At 41.6% G+C, this 16434-nt stretch carries 12 protein-coding genes; 2 read left to right on the top strand and 10 right to left on the bottom strand.

Features of this window, described 5'->3' with window-relative positions:
* Positions 1–25: 25 nt before the first annotated feature.
* On the top strand, positions 26–988 hold the full coding sequence (locus tag CLV38_RS07800; RefSeq protein WP_106193698.1) for an alpha/beta hydrolase: 963 nt from the start codon (positions 26–28) through the stop codon (positions 986–988).
* A gap of 102 nt (positions 989–1090) precedes the next feature.
* Here the strand turns inward: CLV38_RS07800 and CLV38_RS07795 are convergent, their stop codons facing one another.
* Positions 1091–2077: a hypothetical protein gene (locus CLV38_RS07795; protein ID WP_106193696.1), complete on the bottom strand. Its 987-nt coding sequence runs from the start codon at positions 2075–2077 to the stop codon at positions 1091–1093.
* A gap of 561 nt (positions 2078–2638) precedes the next feature.
* Here CLV38_RS07795 and CLV38_RS07790 point away from each other — a divergent pair.
* Positions 2639–4498: a diguanylate cyclase domain-containing protein gene (locus CLV38_RS07790; protein WP_106193693.1), complete on the top strand. Its 1860-nt coding sequence runs from the start codon at positions 2639–2641 to the stop codon at positions 4496–4498.
* A 46-nt stretch (positions 4499–4544) separates the two neighbouring features.
* Here CLV38_RS07790 and CLV38_RS07785 read toward each other — a convergent pair whose 3' ends face one another.
* The 9 genes from CLV38_RS07785 to CLV38_RS07745 all read right to left on the bottom strand — a co-directional run bounded on the left by CLV38_RS07785 (position 4545) and on the right by CLV38_RS07745 (position 16427).
* A complete protein-coding gene (locus CLV38_RS07785) occupies positions 4545–7400 on the bottom strand; it encodes a DEAD/DEAH box helicase (protein WP_106193691.1) in 2856 nt (951 codons plus the stop codon).
* A complete protein-coding gene (locus CLV38_RS07780; protein WP_425427778.1) occupies positions 7397–7798 on the bottom strand; it encodes a (deoxy)nucleoside triphosphate pyrophosphohydrolase in 402 nt (133 codons plus the stop codon). Before CLV38_RS07780 ends, CLV38_RS07785 begins: the two co-directional genes overlap by 4 nt.
* Before the next feature lie 36 nt (positions 7799–7834).
* Positions 7835–8500 carry a DUF6320 domain-containing protein gene (locus CLV38_RS07775; RefSeq protein WP_106193686.1) on the bottom strand — a complete coding sequence of 222 codons (666 nt, stop codon included), beginning with the start codon at positions 8498–8500 and terminating at the stop codon, positions 7835–7837.
* Positions 8497–9849, bottom strand: a complete 1353-nt coding sequence (locus CLV38_RS07770; RefSeq protein ID WP_106193684.1) for a condensation domain-containing protein — start codon at positions 9847–9849, stop codon at positions 8497–8499. The genes CLV38_RS07775 and CLV38_RS07770 overlap by 4 nt, the downstream gene beginning before the upstream one ends.
* A gap of 12 nt (positions 9850–9861) precedes the next feature.
* Positions 9862–10776 carry an alpha/beta hydrolase gene (locus CLV38_RS07765; RefSeq protein WP_106193680.1) on the bottom strand — a complete coding sequence of 305 codons (915 nt, stop codon included), beginning with the start codon at positions 10774–10776 and terminating at the stop codon, positions 9862–9864.
* Between the two features lie 66 nt (positions 10777–10842).
* Positions 10843–12276, bottom strand: coding sequence for a PTS transporter subunit IIC (locus tag CLV38_RS07760; RefSeq protein ID WP_106193677.1), 1434 nt, complete (start codon positions 12274–12276; stop codon positions 10843–10845).
* A 257-nt stretch (positions 12277–12533) separates the two neighbouring features.
* Entirely contained in the window at positions 12534–13742 is a 1209-nt protein-coding gene (locus CLV38_RS07755; protein ID WP_106193675.1) for a hypothetical protein, read from the bottom strand.
* 236 nt (positions 13743–13978) lie between these two features.
* Positions 13979–15010 carry a MupG family TIM beta-alpha barrel fold protein gene (locus CLV38_RS07750; protein WP_106193672.1) on the bottom strand — a complete coding sequence of 344 codons (1032 nt, stop codon included), beginning with the start codon at positions 15008–15010 and terminating at the stop codon, positions 13979–13981.
* The gene (locus CLV38_RS07745) at positions 15003–16427 is read right to left on the bottom strand and encodes a PTS transporter subunit EIIC (protein ID WP_106193670.1); all 1425 of its coding nucleotides are present in this window, start codon (positions 16425–16427) and stop codon (positions 15003–15005) included. Before CLV38_RS07745 ends, CLV38_RS07750 begins: the two co-directional genes overlap by 8 nt.
* Positions 16428–16434 lie beyond the last annotated feature (7 nt).

Here is a 16434-nt window from a genome sequence, read left to right as displayed (position 1 = left end):
TTAGAATACGAAAGGATAGATACTTATGAAAAAGTCAGTCAAATGGGGAATCCTTGGTACTGCCGGTTTAGCAGCTTCTGCATTAGCCTACGCCAGTGCCCACTTCTATAAAACAGCAGTCGGCATTAACAAAAAAGAGTTTATTGATGAATACACCATGGAAGAGATTATGCCGGATGATCCATGGACCGATGAAAAAGAATGGTATCGATCTGTAAACAAGGAAACGTTGACGATTCGCTCCACTGATGAGCTCACTTTATCCGGAATGCTGATTCCACATGACGAACAGACAAAGAAATTTGCGATTATTGCGCATGGCTACGGCGGGAGCAACCGGGACATGGCCCCTTGGGCTAAACTGTATTTTGACCTGGGATTCAATTTGCTCATTCCTGATGCCAGAGGGCACGGAAGCAGTGAAGGCAACTATATCGGATTTGGCTGGCACGAACGAAAAGATTATGTCAGCTGGATCGAAAAACTGATAGCCGATTATGGTGAAGACAGTGAGATCATTTTATATGGATTGAGTATGGGAGCAGCCACCGTCATGAATGTCAGTGGCGAAACACTGCCACACAACGTCAAGGCGATCATAGAAGACTGCGGATACAGCTCTGTTACAAAAGAAATGGCTCATCAGCTGAAATCTATGTATAAATTGCCGCAATATCCCTTTATTCCCATGACCAGTTTAATCACAAAAGTAAAAGCCGGTTACTGGTTTGGAGAAGCCAGTCCGGAAGAACAAGTCAAGAAATCATCGACTCCTATTTTATTCATTCACGGCGACGATGACGATTTTGTCCCTACTCATATGGCCTACGAGCTCTATCATGCTGCCAAGGGTCCAAAAGATTTGTATATCGCTTTGGGAGCCAAGCATGGTTATGCTTATGTTGCAGATAAAGAATTGTACCGAACGCGCGTAAAATATTTCCTGAATACGTATCTGACCAATGCAAACTACCCTATAGCAGTTTAGAGTATTTTCAGTAAATTCTGCTTAACATTGATTTCTACACAAAATACCCCCTAAGGCAGCTCATCTTGGCTACCGAAGGGGGTATTTGCTTTTTCTATAAAATCAGGGCCACTCATGGTTATCCGCTTGAACAGCTCCCAGCAATTGTTTTCTTCGCTGACTGATACTATCAATTTGTTTAGAGAACGTGTCTTCTGAAACGAGCGGCACTGATTCTCCTTTCAGATTACTTAATGTTGGAGCTGGTGGAACAGTCTCCGCCTGCTTAATGAAAGCAGACGTCATCGTTTCCAAATAGGTTCCAATACTTGACCTCGCTTCAATGAGCAGGGGCATATTCACTGTGCTTTTATCGTCCACTCCATAATAGAGTATCGTCAGCAGATCATCCAGAATCGCTATCCCTACGGCACTCGACTCATCTGGTTTCTGACTGTGGTAGTAGTGCAGTAACGGATAAGCTTGATGCTGCTGCGTCAGCTCGGTTATTTGCGAGGAGACATTCATTAGAAATAAATCAAGCTGGTAAAAATCTTCGCCATTCCAGGCTTTTTGTATAATCTCCGTACTATTTTCGCCTAATCCAGTGATTGTGCGGGCAACTGCGCGCTTTTTAACAACAGCACTAATGACTGAAATTGTGTAGGATGCCCCTAATGTTAACAGCAGTATCCCCATTCCTGAATTGATGGCTGTGATAATCTGCCATAGACCCGGTTGAGGAGAATAATCCCCTATTCCCAGCGTGAAAAGTGAAAAACCCGTGAAATAGACCCGTTCGTACCACATTACAGGCCCATCGAATGTGGTTTTTACAATAGAGTTTGGGTCTGAAGAAAACAGTACCGTTAATCCCAGCCACAGCAACAGAACCCAGCTTAGCAAGGTAAACACCAGTATTAAGGGCCCAACGATATTGAATAAGCCTTTTCTATTTTTACTGATTTTCTTTGTCATCATCCAGGTCACTCTGGCAATCCGTTTAGAAATGGGTCCAGCCCCTCCGTCGATCCACAGCGTTGTCCAGATCAAATCCACTACAGTGAAGACGGTCACACTTGTCCCCAGAATAAATAAGACGATCCCCATAATCACACCTCTACTTCCCTGTTACTTTACTTAATAGTAAAACAAGCTTTTCTGTTTTTCCACTTATAACAGTTTCAATTAAGATCAGATGGCTCTAATGGTAAGATTACAGTGCTTGTATCCTCTTAAGAATAAAAATACCCTATTTAATCGTGAGGCATTAACGATTTTCGTCAACCCACAATCGGACATAAAAAATGATTCCAGATTGCATCTCACTTTCAGCTTATAGTATAAATATGTATAAAAACACGGTTTCATCTTTTTATATTCAAAAATACTGTTTATTTTCTAATTAATTTACATTACCCATTTACCTTAGACTCGTGGTGATGACCCTTTGGAACAAGCGTTATATAATAGTTGTTACAAAAAGTTCACATTTTACAGCATATTGTTAGTATATACTGATGAAAACGTAGTATAATGCTTATAACATCAATGAATATTAATAACTATGTTAATGGTTTTCGTTTAAAGAAAGACCCCGTCCACGTTGTTAATATTATCCTATTGTTAGAGATAATACTTAGCTTCTTATAATAATAAGGAGATACTCTTATGACTACTAACCGAAAGAATGCGTATTGGCTGGGTTTTATATTTTTATTCACCGCTTCTTATTACGTATGGATTTTTCTCTTTCAAGATTACTCATCACCTTTAACCTGGGGCGGAAACGTTCTGTCACTTATAGGGAGTGCTGTACCGACCATCTGGCTTTATCACACAGTTCGGCGCAGTCCACCTGAAAATAAACTGTTCTGGTTTCTTCTAACCCTTGGAACTGCCAGTTACCTTGTTGCTGAAGTGTTGTGGATTACATATGAAAGTATACTTGGTTTAGAGGTTCCCTACCCAGGGGTACCTGACATCTTCTATGTGCTGAATATAGCATTCTACATTGGTGCTTTCGTATACAAATTGCATCAGGAAAAACGCAACCTCGTATTGATGCGCCATCTATCCGATATTCTTCTTGTAATGGTTATGCTTGTGACATTCAGCTGGTATTTTATCCTCAGTCCGATTATAGCTGCCGGGGATATTTCACTGCTGGCTGTAGCCGTTTCGTTAGCCTATCCTATCGGTGATCTGGCCCTTGCTTTATTCGTTCTTATTTTATATTTTACTGGACAAAAAATCTTCTCCCACAAAATGCTGCTTTTCTTATCGGCAGGGCTCCTGACCTATATAATAGCCGATACTGCTTTTGTTTATATGATCAGTTTCAATGAATACTTTTCAGGCAGCTGGACAGATCCCTTGTTTATTCTGGGAGTTATGCTGATTGGCTATACCGGTCTGCTTGAGAAAGAAGAACAGAACTCATTAATCCCTTCTCGTTTATTACTGGAAAAACGCCTACATGTGTTTCACCTACTCTTTCCTTATGCTAGTCTAATCATCCTTTTCACCTTTAGAATTCTGACCACTACTAGTGTGGATGCTATCCTTGTCGGATTAGGTGTGTCGATTACCTTAATTATGGTTAGGCAGTTTTTATTCTTCTCAGATAATCAGAAACTATTAAACAAGTACTTAACAAATCTGGAGAAACTGGAAACGAATCAGGAACGCTACCGCTCTTTGTTTGATCATCACCCAGACGCTGCCTTTTCGTTCAATTTAGATGGCATAGTGGAAAGTGTAAATGAAAAGGGGGCTGAAATCCTAGCGTGCACGCAAGCCGAGCTAGTTGGACGTCCCCTTCTTAATTTTATTCACCCGGACCATCAGGAGACGGTACAGCAGCATTTCACTAATGCAAAAAATGGCGTGTTCAAGCATTATGACTTGCCACTGACTAACAAACTACAAGAATTTTACTATTTAAGCATTACACATATTCCCATCAAAGTAGATAATAAAGTGGTCGGCGTTTATGCCATTGCTCGAGATGTGACAGAGAATAAGATTAATCAGGAACAGATCCAATACATGGCATTCCATGACCACCTGACTCATCTGGCTAACCGCATCTGCTTTGAAGATGTGCTCCAGACGGCAATCAAAGACGCTAAAATCAATGATAAGAAGTTTGCTGTAATCTTTATGGACCTGAATAACTTTAAAAACATCAATGATGAATACGGTCATGCTTTTGGTGACTCACTCCTTGCCGCTGTTTCTTCCCGTATCAAATCGATGGTCACAGAACAAGACTATGCTGCTCGTTTAGGCGGGGACGAGTTTACCATCCTGATAGATAATCTTGATCATTATGATGATGCAATGAGACGGGCCAGCCAGTTGTTGAACAAGCTGAACCAGTCCTATAACATAAACGGGTACGAAGTCGTCAGCACCCCAAGTGTCGGCTTTGCCTACTACCCTAAAGACAGTCAGAGTGTTCTAGGCCTTCTAAATAAAGCCGATTCGGCTATGTACGAAAACAAACGTCACTCTAAAGCTATTTAACAGACAAACAGATCCCCTCTCTCAAACGGAGAAGGGATCTGTTTATTTATTCTAATACTGTTAAATACTGAAATAGACTATTTTCAATCGGTTCATCGAATTTCAAGAGCATTTCTACAACCGATTTTTTAGTGCCATCTTGAATGGGCTTATTTAATCCCTCAATACTGTCCTGAACCGGGGTGCATTCTCCAAGATAGTAGAAATCGGTCCCCTCATCATCAGATTTCTTTGCAAAAACTCGATAAGTCCAGTTCCCAGGATCCTGCAATTTTTTGACTTCTGGAGAATTTAGCGTTCGAGGAGACTTAGTGAACCACTTCAATGTAGATGAATCCATTAATTCGTCTTCATAAGCCATTAGTGCACCAGAGAATTCTTCTCCTTTTTCCAAAGTAATGAATATAACAAACTCACCATCTTTGGCTGTGTATCCTCCAATATTCTGGTCGACCATTTGCTCTTTCCAGTTAAGTAATCTCAGAACATCTTTTCGTTTATATTTCTGATAACGCGATAGGGGTGAATCAGTTCTGAATGCTTCAGATTTCAGCAGGCCCGTCTCCAAAATATCCATCAGCAGTTGTTTAAAGTAATCATTTCTTAAGGCTTCATTAAACAGATTGCTCAATTGTATTCCATTGTCGGTATAGTCAATAAATGAATGATTATCATATGTCTTTGCTGTTGATGCTGTATAGAATGTGAGCGTCAGTGTCTTAATGACTGAACGAATTGTTTTTTCATTGCTGATAAGTCCATTATCCTTAAACAATTTAGTTAATGATTCGATATTACTGATTGAAGTGTTATCTTCAATCAGTGTTTTGAGAAAAATCAATTCATGCTTTCTCATCCCTGCAAGAAATTCTCTGGAAGCAATTTGGAGGTACCGCTGCTCTGATTCTGTAAGCAATTTTTTGTTCTGTTTCATATAAACTAAGAAGTCATAGTAACTTTTTTTCTTAGTCGCCAGAATATAAGGGTCGATGGTCTGATTGATCTGAAAGTCTTTTAAGTAAGGCACACGCCCAATACGATTATACAGCAGATCAAATTCTTTCCTTAATTCTTTCATCGAATCCAGCTTTATTTGATTAATTGACTGAAAAATCTGCTTTTTGGCGATAGATTCAAAGTTGATACTTGAAATGCCGGAAATGAAATGAGTATCATAGGTATCTTTTCTCAATCCATTCTTATTTCTTGATGTATCTCCAGACAAAGCCATAGGAATCATATAGTTATTCTTGTAATTCCCAATGAAATCAATGACTGTTACGTAATCTTTTGACGTGTCTTTACGTAGACCCCTTCCCAGCTGCTGGATGAAAATTATATTGGACTGGGTATTTCTCAGCATCACGATTTGATTGATTTTTGGAATGTCGATTCCTTCGTTGAATATATCAACAGTGAAAATATAATTGATCTTACCGTTTTCCAGACGATTGACCTCTTCTTCCCGTTTGTCTAGGGAATCCTCTCCAGATAAGTAGCTGCTGGGGTATCCCTTTTGATTGAATAAGTGAGATAACTGCTCAGCTTCATCCTTGCGGCTACAGAAGATTAGCCCTTTTGGATCGTTTTTTGAACACCCATAGTACTTTATTTTTTCAATCAGGTAGTCGACTCGTTCTCTTTCAACCAATTGATTAATATTAGCTGAATCAGTGAGCAGTTCGCCGTTCTTCTCAAATTCAGTGACCCCAAAGTAGTGGAACGGACAAAGCATATCCTCTTCAAGAGCCTCCTGGAGACGGATTTCGTAAGCAATATTGTAATCAAACAGTTCGAATATGTTAAACCCATCCGTCCGTTCAGGCGTGGCCGTCATTCCAAGTAAAAATTTGGGCTCAAAATAATCAATAATCTGGCGATATGACTTTGCTCCTGCCTTATGAACTTCATCTATTAGAATATAATCAAAGTGATCTTGTTTAAACTGGTCTAAAATATGCGCTTTTGACATTGTCTGTACAGTCGCAAAGACGTATTTGGCGTTACTTTCTTTTTTACTTCCTGATAAAATTCCGTAGTCGTCCTTCTTACCACCAAGTATTCGTCTATAATCTTCTTTTGCTTTATTTAAAATCTGTTCTCTATGTACAACGAATAGAACTCTATCAGGTTCAGCCTGTCCAACATCAAAAGCTGATAAATAGGTTTTTCCAGTTCCAGTTGCTGAAACGACAATGCCTTTTGTCTCGCCGCGGGATCTCAAACCAGCTAAATTTCTTAATGCATCTTTCTGCATAACATTGGGAGTGATATAGACGTCAGCAGGATCAACTTTAACAGGATCCTCTACCCACTGAACTAGGGGTTTATACGAGGCCCGATAATCTTCTATCCATTTAGGTGTCAGAAGGTCAGCTTCGTGCCATTCCTTTTCCATATGCTCATTTATGTCTTGTATCATCTGCCCATGATCGCGAGTGGTGAGTCTGACATTCCACTCATAATTGACTTTTAATGCAGACATCGTCAGGTTTGAGCTACCAACTATGAACGACTGGTACTCTTTTTGTTTAAAGAGATACCCTTTTGAATGGAATCCTTCTTTCTTAGACAGTCGGACTTCAATGTTTGGAATGGTCAGCAAGTCTTTAAACACATCCGGCTGATTGAAGGCTAAGTAAACAGATGTGAGGATACGTCCTTTAACCCCACGCCTATGCAAGTCTGCAAACTGCGCCTTTAAAGAAGCCAATCCATCCTGAGTAAGAAAAGCTACCGAGAAAAAGAAATGATCACACGTGTTCAGTTCATCGTGCAGAACAGTCAGCATGTATTCCTTTTTCTTCACATCATTAATAATCAGTTTCGGATCATAGTGAGAACCTGTTACTCTGTGGTCTATAAATGCCTTTTTCAGCGATTGAACCAGTTTTTCACTCATACACTCACGCCTTCCTTCACTAGTTTCTCTACTGCCGGAATATCAGCTGGCGCCCACTTGATCGACTTCAGATCTTCAGAAGGTATCCACTTGACTTGAAGATGTTCCGTCAACCTAGGGCGTCCTTTTTTTAAATAACAAATGAAGGTTGTCAGATGAACCCGTCCGAAATCATAATCATAACTTGTTTCTTCGAACACCTCCGGCTGAACATCCACTTCAATGAGTAATTCTTCCGAAATTTCACGGATCAGTGCTTGCTGTGGAGTTTCCCCGGTTTCAATTTTCCCACCCGGAAACTCCCACAAATTCGGCAATGTCTTTTCGTTCCCTCTTTGGGCACAGAGTATTTTCTCGTTCTCAACGATGATAGCACCAACGACATAAATATTTTTCATTCTAACCATCCTTACCTTAATTACTTTGACGCTTTATTACACATGCATTCGTTTTCCCAGTTCGTTCCATATGGCTTTTCCGTGACGGACCAAAACAGACCAGAACATGAGGAAACTGAATATGATCGAAACCCAGCTGGGTAATTCTATAACGACCCAATCCATAAAGATAAACAGAAACGGTACGAATCCCATCAATGCAGCGAGTTGAAGGTATAGAATATAGTCACCCGGGTCAATTTTAACCACTTGTATCACTACAAACATCGCCAGCAGTGCCGCTATACAGAGGGTAGGAATCACAAAGGTTAATGACCATCCCAGCCAGCCGAATATATAATCAAAATACACACTCAGCAGTGAGAAAATAATGAGTACATAGACAATGCCTTTAACAATATTCCGCCTTTTTCGAATCAGGACCAGAACCATGATCCAAGTTGTCATCAAGCCGAACAAGACAAATTCAAGACCAAAGAACTGAAAACGCCAGATTGACTGGCTGACAAAAAAGAGCAGTACCACAAGAAGCGAGACCAGTGTCAATGATTGCTTCACTTTCCGGCGATTAAACCGTAAGCTGATTTCAGGAAAAGAAGTCGGCGGGCTTTCTTGACCAGTCGTTTCCAGAGGACTTTCACACAGGGGACAGACTGACCAGTTGTCCAGCACGTCTACCTGGCAATTCGGACATTTTTTCATGCCTCAAACTCCTCTCTTGTGACTTTATTGGCATCGATTCGAATGCTGAGCCCTTCCTGACTGAGATGCCTGATAAAGTTTCTCTGAATGGTCTTGTCCACAAAAGGACTGGTAAACAGAATGTTCAATGTATCCTTATAACTGTTCATACAAAACTGTGGCCTGACGACTGCCGTATAAAAGTTGATATTATCGACATATGGTTCGACCACTTCTGGAAGCGCCAGTCTTCCCAAGTTGGACATCGCGACTGTTATCTTACGATTCGTGTATAGACTGACCCACTTCAACACGATATCTTTAATCGGCCTGAAAACAACGCGTACGGCTGGGTGAAATTCAAATCCAATAAACCGTTTGAGCCTTTTTTCGATAGCTTCAGGCTGAACTTCTTTTTTCAGCTGCTTATCGATGACATCACAAATATGTTCAATATCGAAAGCCTGATCTTTCTTAAATGTGTACGCCATCAGCGTTGTACTGAAGAAATTTCTGACGGAAAACGACGGGTAAAACTGCCTCAGATTTACCGGAATCGAGACCGTAATCGTTTCTTCTTCTTTCTTTTCATCAATCGATTCGTACACGGACATCATATAGATCGCCGTCAAATAAAGCGTCAATGAAACTTTGTGGCTACGAGCCAAATTTAAGACCGGCTTCACAGGGGTCTGCATTTCAATGATCCGTGGTCTATGGTCAGGGGTCATCGTTCCTTTTACACGGTAAATATTCTTTTGTTTCGGTTGTTCTTCATAGGGTTGAAGGCTTTTTTCAATATCGCGGGCTTCTTTGTAGGCCTCTTCAAAGGGTTTTCGAGACGGCTCCACTTCACGCTCTTTCTTCTTTTTCCTGAAATACCGCTTGAAGCTGTCCTCCAGATCCTGTTTTTGTCTGGGGGTTTTCTGTGCTTCCTCCCCAAACGCTTCAGGGTGACGCAAACGCGTGTATTCAGTAATCAGATCTTCAAAAAACCACATCGCTCCAGTCCCATCCGTCAAGGCATGAAAGACCTCTAGATGCACACGGTTCTGATTATAAATGACTCTGAACAATAATTCCTTGCGGTCATAATGGTAAATGGCTGTGCACGGAGGAAGGGTTTCAGGCTGAACATAAGGGATTTTTTCCGTGTGCTCCAGATAATACCAGAAGATCCCTCTCCTCATCACGTTCTGGAAAAGAGGGTAAGCTTCATAGGTCTTGACTAGCGCTTTCTGCAAAGAAGCAGGGTCAACACTTTCAGTCATATGCGCTGAAAACCGAAAAACCTTTGTATCTACTTCAGTACGTGCAGCCAGAAAAATATTTGATGCATTATCCAGTCGGACCCAATTTTTCTTTTCCATCTGATTTCCTCCCTACTCCTGGCCTAAAAACTCTTTAATGACTTTAATGGTTTCTTCAACAGGTTCTGTAAATTTTGGATACGTGATGAATCCGTGCACTGCATTCAGCACACGATGTATTCGTACACTATTTCCAGCTTTTTCCAATGCTTTGCCGTACATTTCTCCCTCGTCTCTTAAAGGATCGAATTCAGCTGTAATAACTAATGTATCAGGCTGTTCGCTCAGATTGTCAGCCATCAGTGGTGAAATCGTCGGACTCTTTCTGATAGACATATCAGGTGCGTACAGCTCCATATATTCTTGTATTTTCTTAATAGTCAATCCGTATTCGTAGCCATTTGTTTTAATTGACTCGAACGGTGAAGCTTCCGTGTGATCCCAATACGTTACCGGATAAATCAAGACCTGTTTTCCGGGAAGTGTTCGTCCATTGTCTCTCAAAACGAGTGACACCGCCGCAATCAGATTCGCTCCGGCTGAATCGCCCATAAAGATCCAGTCACGCTCTTCCTCCCCTTCGATTTCCGTCATCAGGACTTCTGCGACACGAAGGCAGTCATTTAACCCAGCTGGATAGGGGGCTTCCGGTGCCAGACGGTAATCCACGGAATACACAATGCGGCCCAAACTGTCTGCCAGATTGATACACGTCCGCGAATAAGATTCTATGTCTCCAATGACCCAGCCTCCACCATGTACATAAAGGACCGCTCCGTTATGACGTTTTTCCTTAGGGTAAAAAATACGGACAGGGATTTCATGATTCCCTTCCGTAGTGTAAATTTTCTCGTCCAGAAACCGATACCTTGGTTGCGGATTTCTTGCAAAAAACCTCTGCATTCGTCTCATAGACTGATAGTCTTCCTGTATATCGATTTTAGGTGAAGACACTAGCCTTAAAATAAATTTAAATAGTGGATTCATTTATACTCCTTGTTTGTAACAGACTTTTTATTAGTTTAACACAGTCTAGCCTTTTACGTGCTGTCTCTATTCGTTCAATCCTTGGGTCTTTAGAGTGTCCTCAGCCTCATCGCCTAATGCCTGCTTTTCCAGGTACCTATGAAATGCCTGCTTGTGTCGTTTGAATAAAGCAAACAAGACGATATAAACGATTACAGTCAACCCGATCAGCCAGATATTCTGTGTCATAAAGACCAGGAACAGAATCCCTCCGAGCAAGTTAGTCAGTACCGTTAAGCTGAAGATCATCAGTGCGCCATCTGGTATAGCCACACCCACTTCTAAAGCCACTTCCGTAAAGATAGGCGCCACAAGGGTCACCAGATACAAGCCCAGCACAAGATAGACCGTTCCGGTAATCAGCGATTTGAAAATGTTCCCATTTGATACGGATACGATTGCCTGTACTAGATATGGCAAGGCCACTAAGTCTACCAGTGGCAAAGCCTGGTTCCCTGGAAGGACGATTGACAAGATGACAATAATCGGAATCAGCAGCAGACCGGTCATAATCGTCGCCGGTTCGCCGTAACCTGCCGCATCATTAATTGCCAGATACCATTCTCGGTCATCATCACTCGAATCCGTAGATTGTTTAGATGCATCGGTTATCGTCGCAAACGCAGACGCAAAGATATCAGCTATTTTAGGGAATATAGCCATAACGGTGGCTGTGGCGATTCCTACTGTAAAGGCTTCTCCCCAGCCTTCCATCGAATTCAGGCGTGTCAGATTCCCTGCTAGTCCGAGCAACAGCCCTAAAAGAAACCCTATTGAAGTCGGTTCGCCTAACAGACCTAACTTATTCTGCAGTGAAACCGTATCCCATTTTACTTTATCTGCGCCTAATTTATTTAACAAGGCATTCATACCAACGGCAACGGGAAATGTTCCTAAAGCATGCGAAGCTACAATAGTTGCTCTTGGGTAGCCATAATAAGTAGACCATCTTTTGGACAATGCTTCTGAAAAAACCATCGTATACAGATTGATCAGGACCATCAGACCGATAGCTAACAGCATATTGCGAGTCACAGCGTATATCATCGATCCCCACAGCATATAAGAATAGTTGTTCCATAAGTCAGAAGGGAAGAACACGTCTGTTATTTTCAGTAAAAATAAGACGACCTGCAGCAGCAGACCCAGACCCAAGAAAATCATTCCTGCCTGAGTAGAATAAGCAACAATGCTGGTTGCCTGCCACCCAGTATCTAAAATGTTCAAGTTCACCCCGGTTGTCGCGACCATTCTCTGAACGACTGGTGTCACAATCGGCGTGTAGGCTCCAATCAGAAGATTAAATCCCGTCAGCCCAATACCAGCACTTAATGCGGACTGCATCGCCTTTTTAAGCGGGACTTTCATAATTAAATTTAAAATCAGTAGAACAAAAGGAACCACTATCGCAGCCCCAAACGCATCCATAACCTGCGACAGCGTATTCAAAACAGTTTGCATCAGACACACCTCTATACTCTCTCAACGAATTTTATGTACTTTGTCATTTTACCTTAAACCCGTTTGTATAAGAAGACTTATCAGCAGTTCCTGATACTCTTAACGTTAAATTTATCACGATTATACCCTTTTTATATTTACTCTTTCACAGGCCTATTTAAAAACAGACACTTGAATAAGAAGCTCTATCCGCAGACAAAAAGTGTTCCGTTTTTATACGGAATACTTTAGTCAGGCTTTATACATCATCATAAAAGTTAGTCTTCTTCAGCATTCCAGGATTCAAAGCGATAAATAGCCCCATACTGTTCGATGATGCCCATAAATGCGGCTTCACCTTCATCTGGTACTGATACATATACCGGCATCATCGTTCCATCACGCAAGACACCAAATTCGTCTTCAGGTAAGGTGATGGTCTGGTCCTCGAAGACCACATTGCCATTCTCATCTTCCAGAGTAAAGCCAAATTCAATATTTTTAAAGTCTGATCCAGTGCGGTTCATCAACAAGAAAACACCTTCAAAGTTTTCTTCACTTCCTTGCTGCTCAGCTACCCCTGTCCAGTATATCGAAATATCATTTTCAATCGATCCGGCTGCTGCTAAATCAAGAATGTCCTGAACGTGTATCATTCCCATACTCAATTCCTCATCTTCTAAGTAAGCAGGTAGAACGAATTCCAATTCCGGGACATTCCCTTCCGGTTGACTGGTTCCATCTTGCCCTTCAGCCATCATCGTCATGTACTCGGGACGATAGCCTGGAATATGACCTTCAGGGTCTCTTGGCGCTGGGTTCTCGTCAGGGGAATCAAATACAATATTATCAACATAGGTTATTTCTTCCCTGTTATTACTGATTTCTTCAATTGTATCCAGCTGAGCGATATCTATTTCGACATACACTGGCATAGCGGTGTTGGGTTCGAGCACCCCAAAATGTTCCTGGTCCAGATAGACTTGAGTCTCTTCAAATAGTACCAGATCATCTGCGGCTACTGACAAATCCATGCTGATGTTTGTCATGGCTTCTTCTGAACGGTTGGATAGAATAAAGACGCCATATAATACAGTTTGTTCATCCGTCAGAAATAAACCGGAATATTGAGCTCGAACTTCTCCTTCTTCTCCAATTTCTTCCGTTCCGGATTCCGCCATTAAGTCATCCAATAACCCAAGTATCTCGTCCGTTTCTGTAGAGAGACCAGCAGCTTCATCTGAAATCTGCAGAACGAACTGGACATCCTCTTCCTGATTATCTGCCTCAGCATCCTCGTCTGGCTCTTCTTCAACGACCTCTTCGGTATCTTCCGTATCCTCATTTACTGTTGTATCTGTCGGTTCTTCTGTCGGTTCTTCTGTCTCTTCTACATCCACTTCGTTATCTGACTCGGAAGCATCTTCCCCGTCTCCACACCCCGTCAATACTGCAACTGTCGCTGCAAGTGCCCACCACTTTTTCATTCTCTTTCTCTCCTTTTTTTCACAAGATAAATGACTCTATTATAGTAATACAATAGCCCTTATGATAGAAAAAATCATACTATAAGCCCTCAAGCATGTGAATTTCATGGTTCTAGTAACTGAATGGCCATCTTCTATTGATTATTAGCCAAAAAATTAATGAAGTCCACGCTCTAGTAGGTGAATTTATACAAAAAGGGCAGCATTCCAGTTAAAGAATACTGCCCTCAATCGATTCAATTACCGGAAACAAATATAAACGTGTCTCCGTTACTTAAATTGTCCAGCAACAAATGATACTGTTCCTCTATGCTCCCAATGACATTCACACGTTCGTCAGCAGGGTAATCTTTTTTTGTCATTTGAACTTCTCCAGAATAGCGCTTATACCCTTCGTTATCCAGAGTAACTGACCCACGCGTTCTTTCCTCAGTATGAGCAGCAACGACTTTTCTACCTGGTTGAGCGTATTCACGTGACTGCTGCACCCGTATGAGAGTGGAAGGGGAATCGACTCGAACCGTAAACGGCTGATCGTACAAATAGCTGTTTTCTTCCGAAAAAGCAACTGGAACCCGTATGATGCCGTCTTCCATATAAGAGAGGATCAGATCCAGCTCTTTTTCAGAGAGCACAAGATCCCCTACAAACACTTTGTCGAGCTCATAGCGTTTCATCAAATCCACATATTGAGCATATGGCGACTGGTATCGGTGCATCTCAAGCGTCGGAAGGCCTTCATAGATAGGCCCTCTTGTTTCTTTGTCTCCTGAAATAAACGCCGTCAAATCTCCTGACACAGCCCGAATCGCTTCATTCATAGTATAAAACTGTTCCGGCTCAAGTCCCGTTTCCGGTCTAGGATAAAAGTTGTGCATGTAGAGTGCTTTGGAACGCGTCACATCATTTTTCTGAACGGTTGATGCATTAAACGTTACATCCAATGCATCATCCAGTTCAAGCGTATTTAAGTCAAATCCATAATCAAGTCTCACATTATTTAAATGAAGCCTTTCAGCCAAAGAATTCAATGTCTTTTCACCAAATGTTTCAATCGTCACCGGCGATACATCCGCAATAACGTAAAACTCATTGTCAGATAGCCATAGACACATCTTTTCTACTTGCTCAACATAATCCTGAGATAGTTCCTCGTTCATGTGCAGAGACGTGAAGATTGGAAAGTGCTGTCCTTTCAGTTTTTCAAGAGCTGGTTTCTGTTTGTCAAAGTGAGAAACATAGACCGAAAAACCTAATGATTTAGACATGTGCGATATCTTTCGCTTTAATAAAGGCACGAGTGATAATAAATCCGCCAATATAAGAAATCAGAATACCAATACCGTAATGAAGAATCCCGTTTCCTTGCATTAATGGAAGAGCAACCCAACCAGATGGACCCCATGCGTTCGCTGTTACGCCCATAAGCATAACGTAAGCTCCACCAAATCCGGCACCTAATCCTGCCGTAATGAATGGTTTACCTAAAGGCAGTGTGACACCGTAAATCAGGGGCTCACCGATTCCTAGAATACCTGCTGGTAATGCGCCTGATATAATTTGTTTCAGTCGCTGATTTCCTGCTTTTTTAGCAACCAGATAGATAGCGATAGCTGCTCCAACTTGTCCGGCTCCAGCCATAGCTAATACTGGGAATAAAGACACGCCGCCTAATGCTTCCAACTGTATTGCATAGATTGGAATCAATCCGTGGTGCAATCCTAAAAGAACCATTGGAAGGAAGACTGCCGCTAAGATATAGCCTGATATCACACTGACAACCATATTATCGGATCCGATGATGACACTTAATCCGTCAACCAGTAAGTCTGAGGCGAATCCTGACAGTGGCATGATTACAAAGGCCATCAACAAGACAGTGATGAGTAAGGTTATAACAGGGGTTACAATCAAATCCAGAACATCCGGTACACGTTTACGGACGGCTCTTTCAATTTTAGCCAGAATGTAAACACCGAAGATGACGCCGATGATTCCGCCTTTACCTGTTGTTAAAATAGAGTTTAGAGGCTCTTCAGCATCATATAATCCTACGAGTGTAGATAGTTCAACAAGGGGTGCTGCAATTGAAGCGGCCCCGATCATTCCACCTAAAGCTTCAGTGGCACCGAAACGTTTGGCCGCATTCACACCTGTAAAGATGGCGAAGTACCCAAGGAAGCTGTTACCGATCAAAGCAAACGTTATACGAATACCTTCCCAGACATCTCCAGAAATCGTTCCTTCACCGATCATTGTGCCAATCAAACTACTGAATCCCTGGAAAATACCTGCAGCAATGATAGCCGGAATCATCGGGATAAAGATGTTCGCGATTGTTTCTAAGGCTGTTTTCAGTTTTCCTTGTTTTTGACGATCTTTAACAGACTGTTTATTATCCTGCCAGTTGTTTGAAGAATCAGATGATGGAGAGACATTGTATTTCTCAATCATCATGTCTCCAAGTTTTTTCGCTTTTCCTGGTCCTACAACCACTTGAAGTGTGTCTGCATCAACAACTCCCATAACACCTTCTATATTTTTTAGTTTCTCATGATCAACTTTCTCCTGATCCTTGATATTCATACGTAATCTAGTCATACAGTTAGTAGCTGAGTTAATATTCTGTGTGCCACCGACAGCTTCTACAATTTCCTGAATAAGGGTTTCATTAGTTTTAACCATTGACGAT

The sequence above is a fragment of the Alkalibacterium olivapovliticus genome, from assembly GCF_003003275.1.
Classification (GTDB): domain Bacteria; phylum Bacillota; class Bacilli; order Lactobacillales; family Carnobacteriaceae_A; genus Alkalibacterium; species Alkalibacterium olivapovliticum.
The sequence above is the reverse complement of the archived record's forward strand: the minus strand, read 5'-3'. Positions and strand labels throughout refer to the sequence as shown.

Coding starts and splice junctions, on each gene's coding strand:
- CLV38_RS07760 (WP_106193677.1), bottom strand. CDS start 12,276: ATGCAAACTGTTTTGAATACGCTGTCGCAGGTTATGGATGCGTTTGGG.
- CLV38_RS07800 (WP_106193698.1), top strand. CDS start 26: ATGAAAAAGTCAGTCAAATGGGGAATCCTTGGTACTGCCGGTTTAGCA.
- CLV38_RS07785 (WP_106193691.1), bottom strand. CDS start 7,400: ATGAGTGAAAAACTGGTTCAATCGCTGAAAAAGGCATTTATAGACCAC.
- CLV38_RS07745 (WP_106193670.1), bottom strand. CDS start 16,427: ATGGTTAAAACTAATGAAACCCTTATTCAGGAAATTGTAGAAGCTGTC.
- CLV38_RS07765 (WP_106193680.1), bottom strand. CDS start 10,776: ATGAATCCACTATTTAAATTTATTTTAAGGCTAGTGTCTTCACCTAAA.
- CLV38_RS07750 (WP_106193672.1), bottom strand. CDS start 15,010: ATGTCTAAATCATTAGGTTTTTCGGTCTATGTTTCTCACTTTGACAAA.
- CLV38_RS07795 (WP_106193696.1), bottom strand. CDS start 2,077: ATGGGGATCGTCTTATTTATTCTGGGGACAAGTGTGACCGTCTTCACT.
- CLV38_RS07755 (WP_106193675.1), bottom strand. CDS start 13,742: ATGAAAAAGTGGTGGGCACTTGCAGCGACAGTTGCAGTATTGACGGGG.
- CLV38_RS07790 (WP_106193693.1), top strand. CDS start 2,639: ATGACTACTAACCGAAAGAATGCGTATTGGCTGGGTTTTATATTTTTA.
- CLV38_RS07775 (WP_106193686.1), bottom strand. CDS start 8,500: ATGAAAAAATGTCCGAATTGCCAGGTAGACGTGCTGGACAACTGGTCA.
- CLV38_RS07770 (WP_106193684.1), bottom strand. CDS start 9,849: ATGGAAAAGAAAAATTGGGTCCGACTGGATAATGCATCAAATATTTTT.
- CLV38_RS07780 (WP_425427778.1), bottom strand. CDS start 7,798: ATGAAAAATATTTATGTCGTTGGTGCTATCATCGTTGAGAACGAGAAA.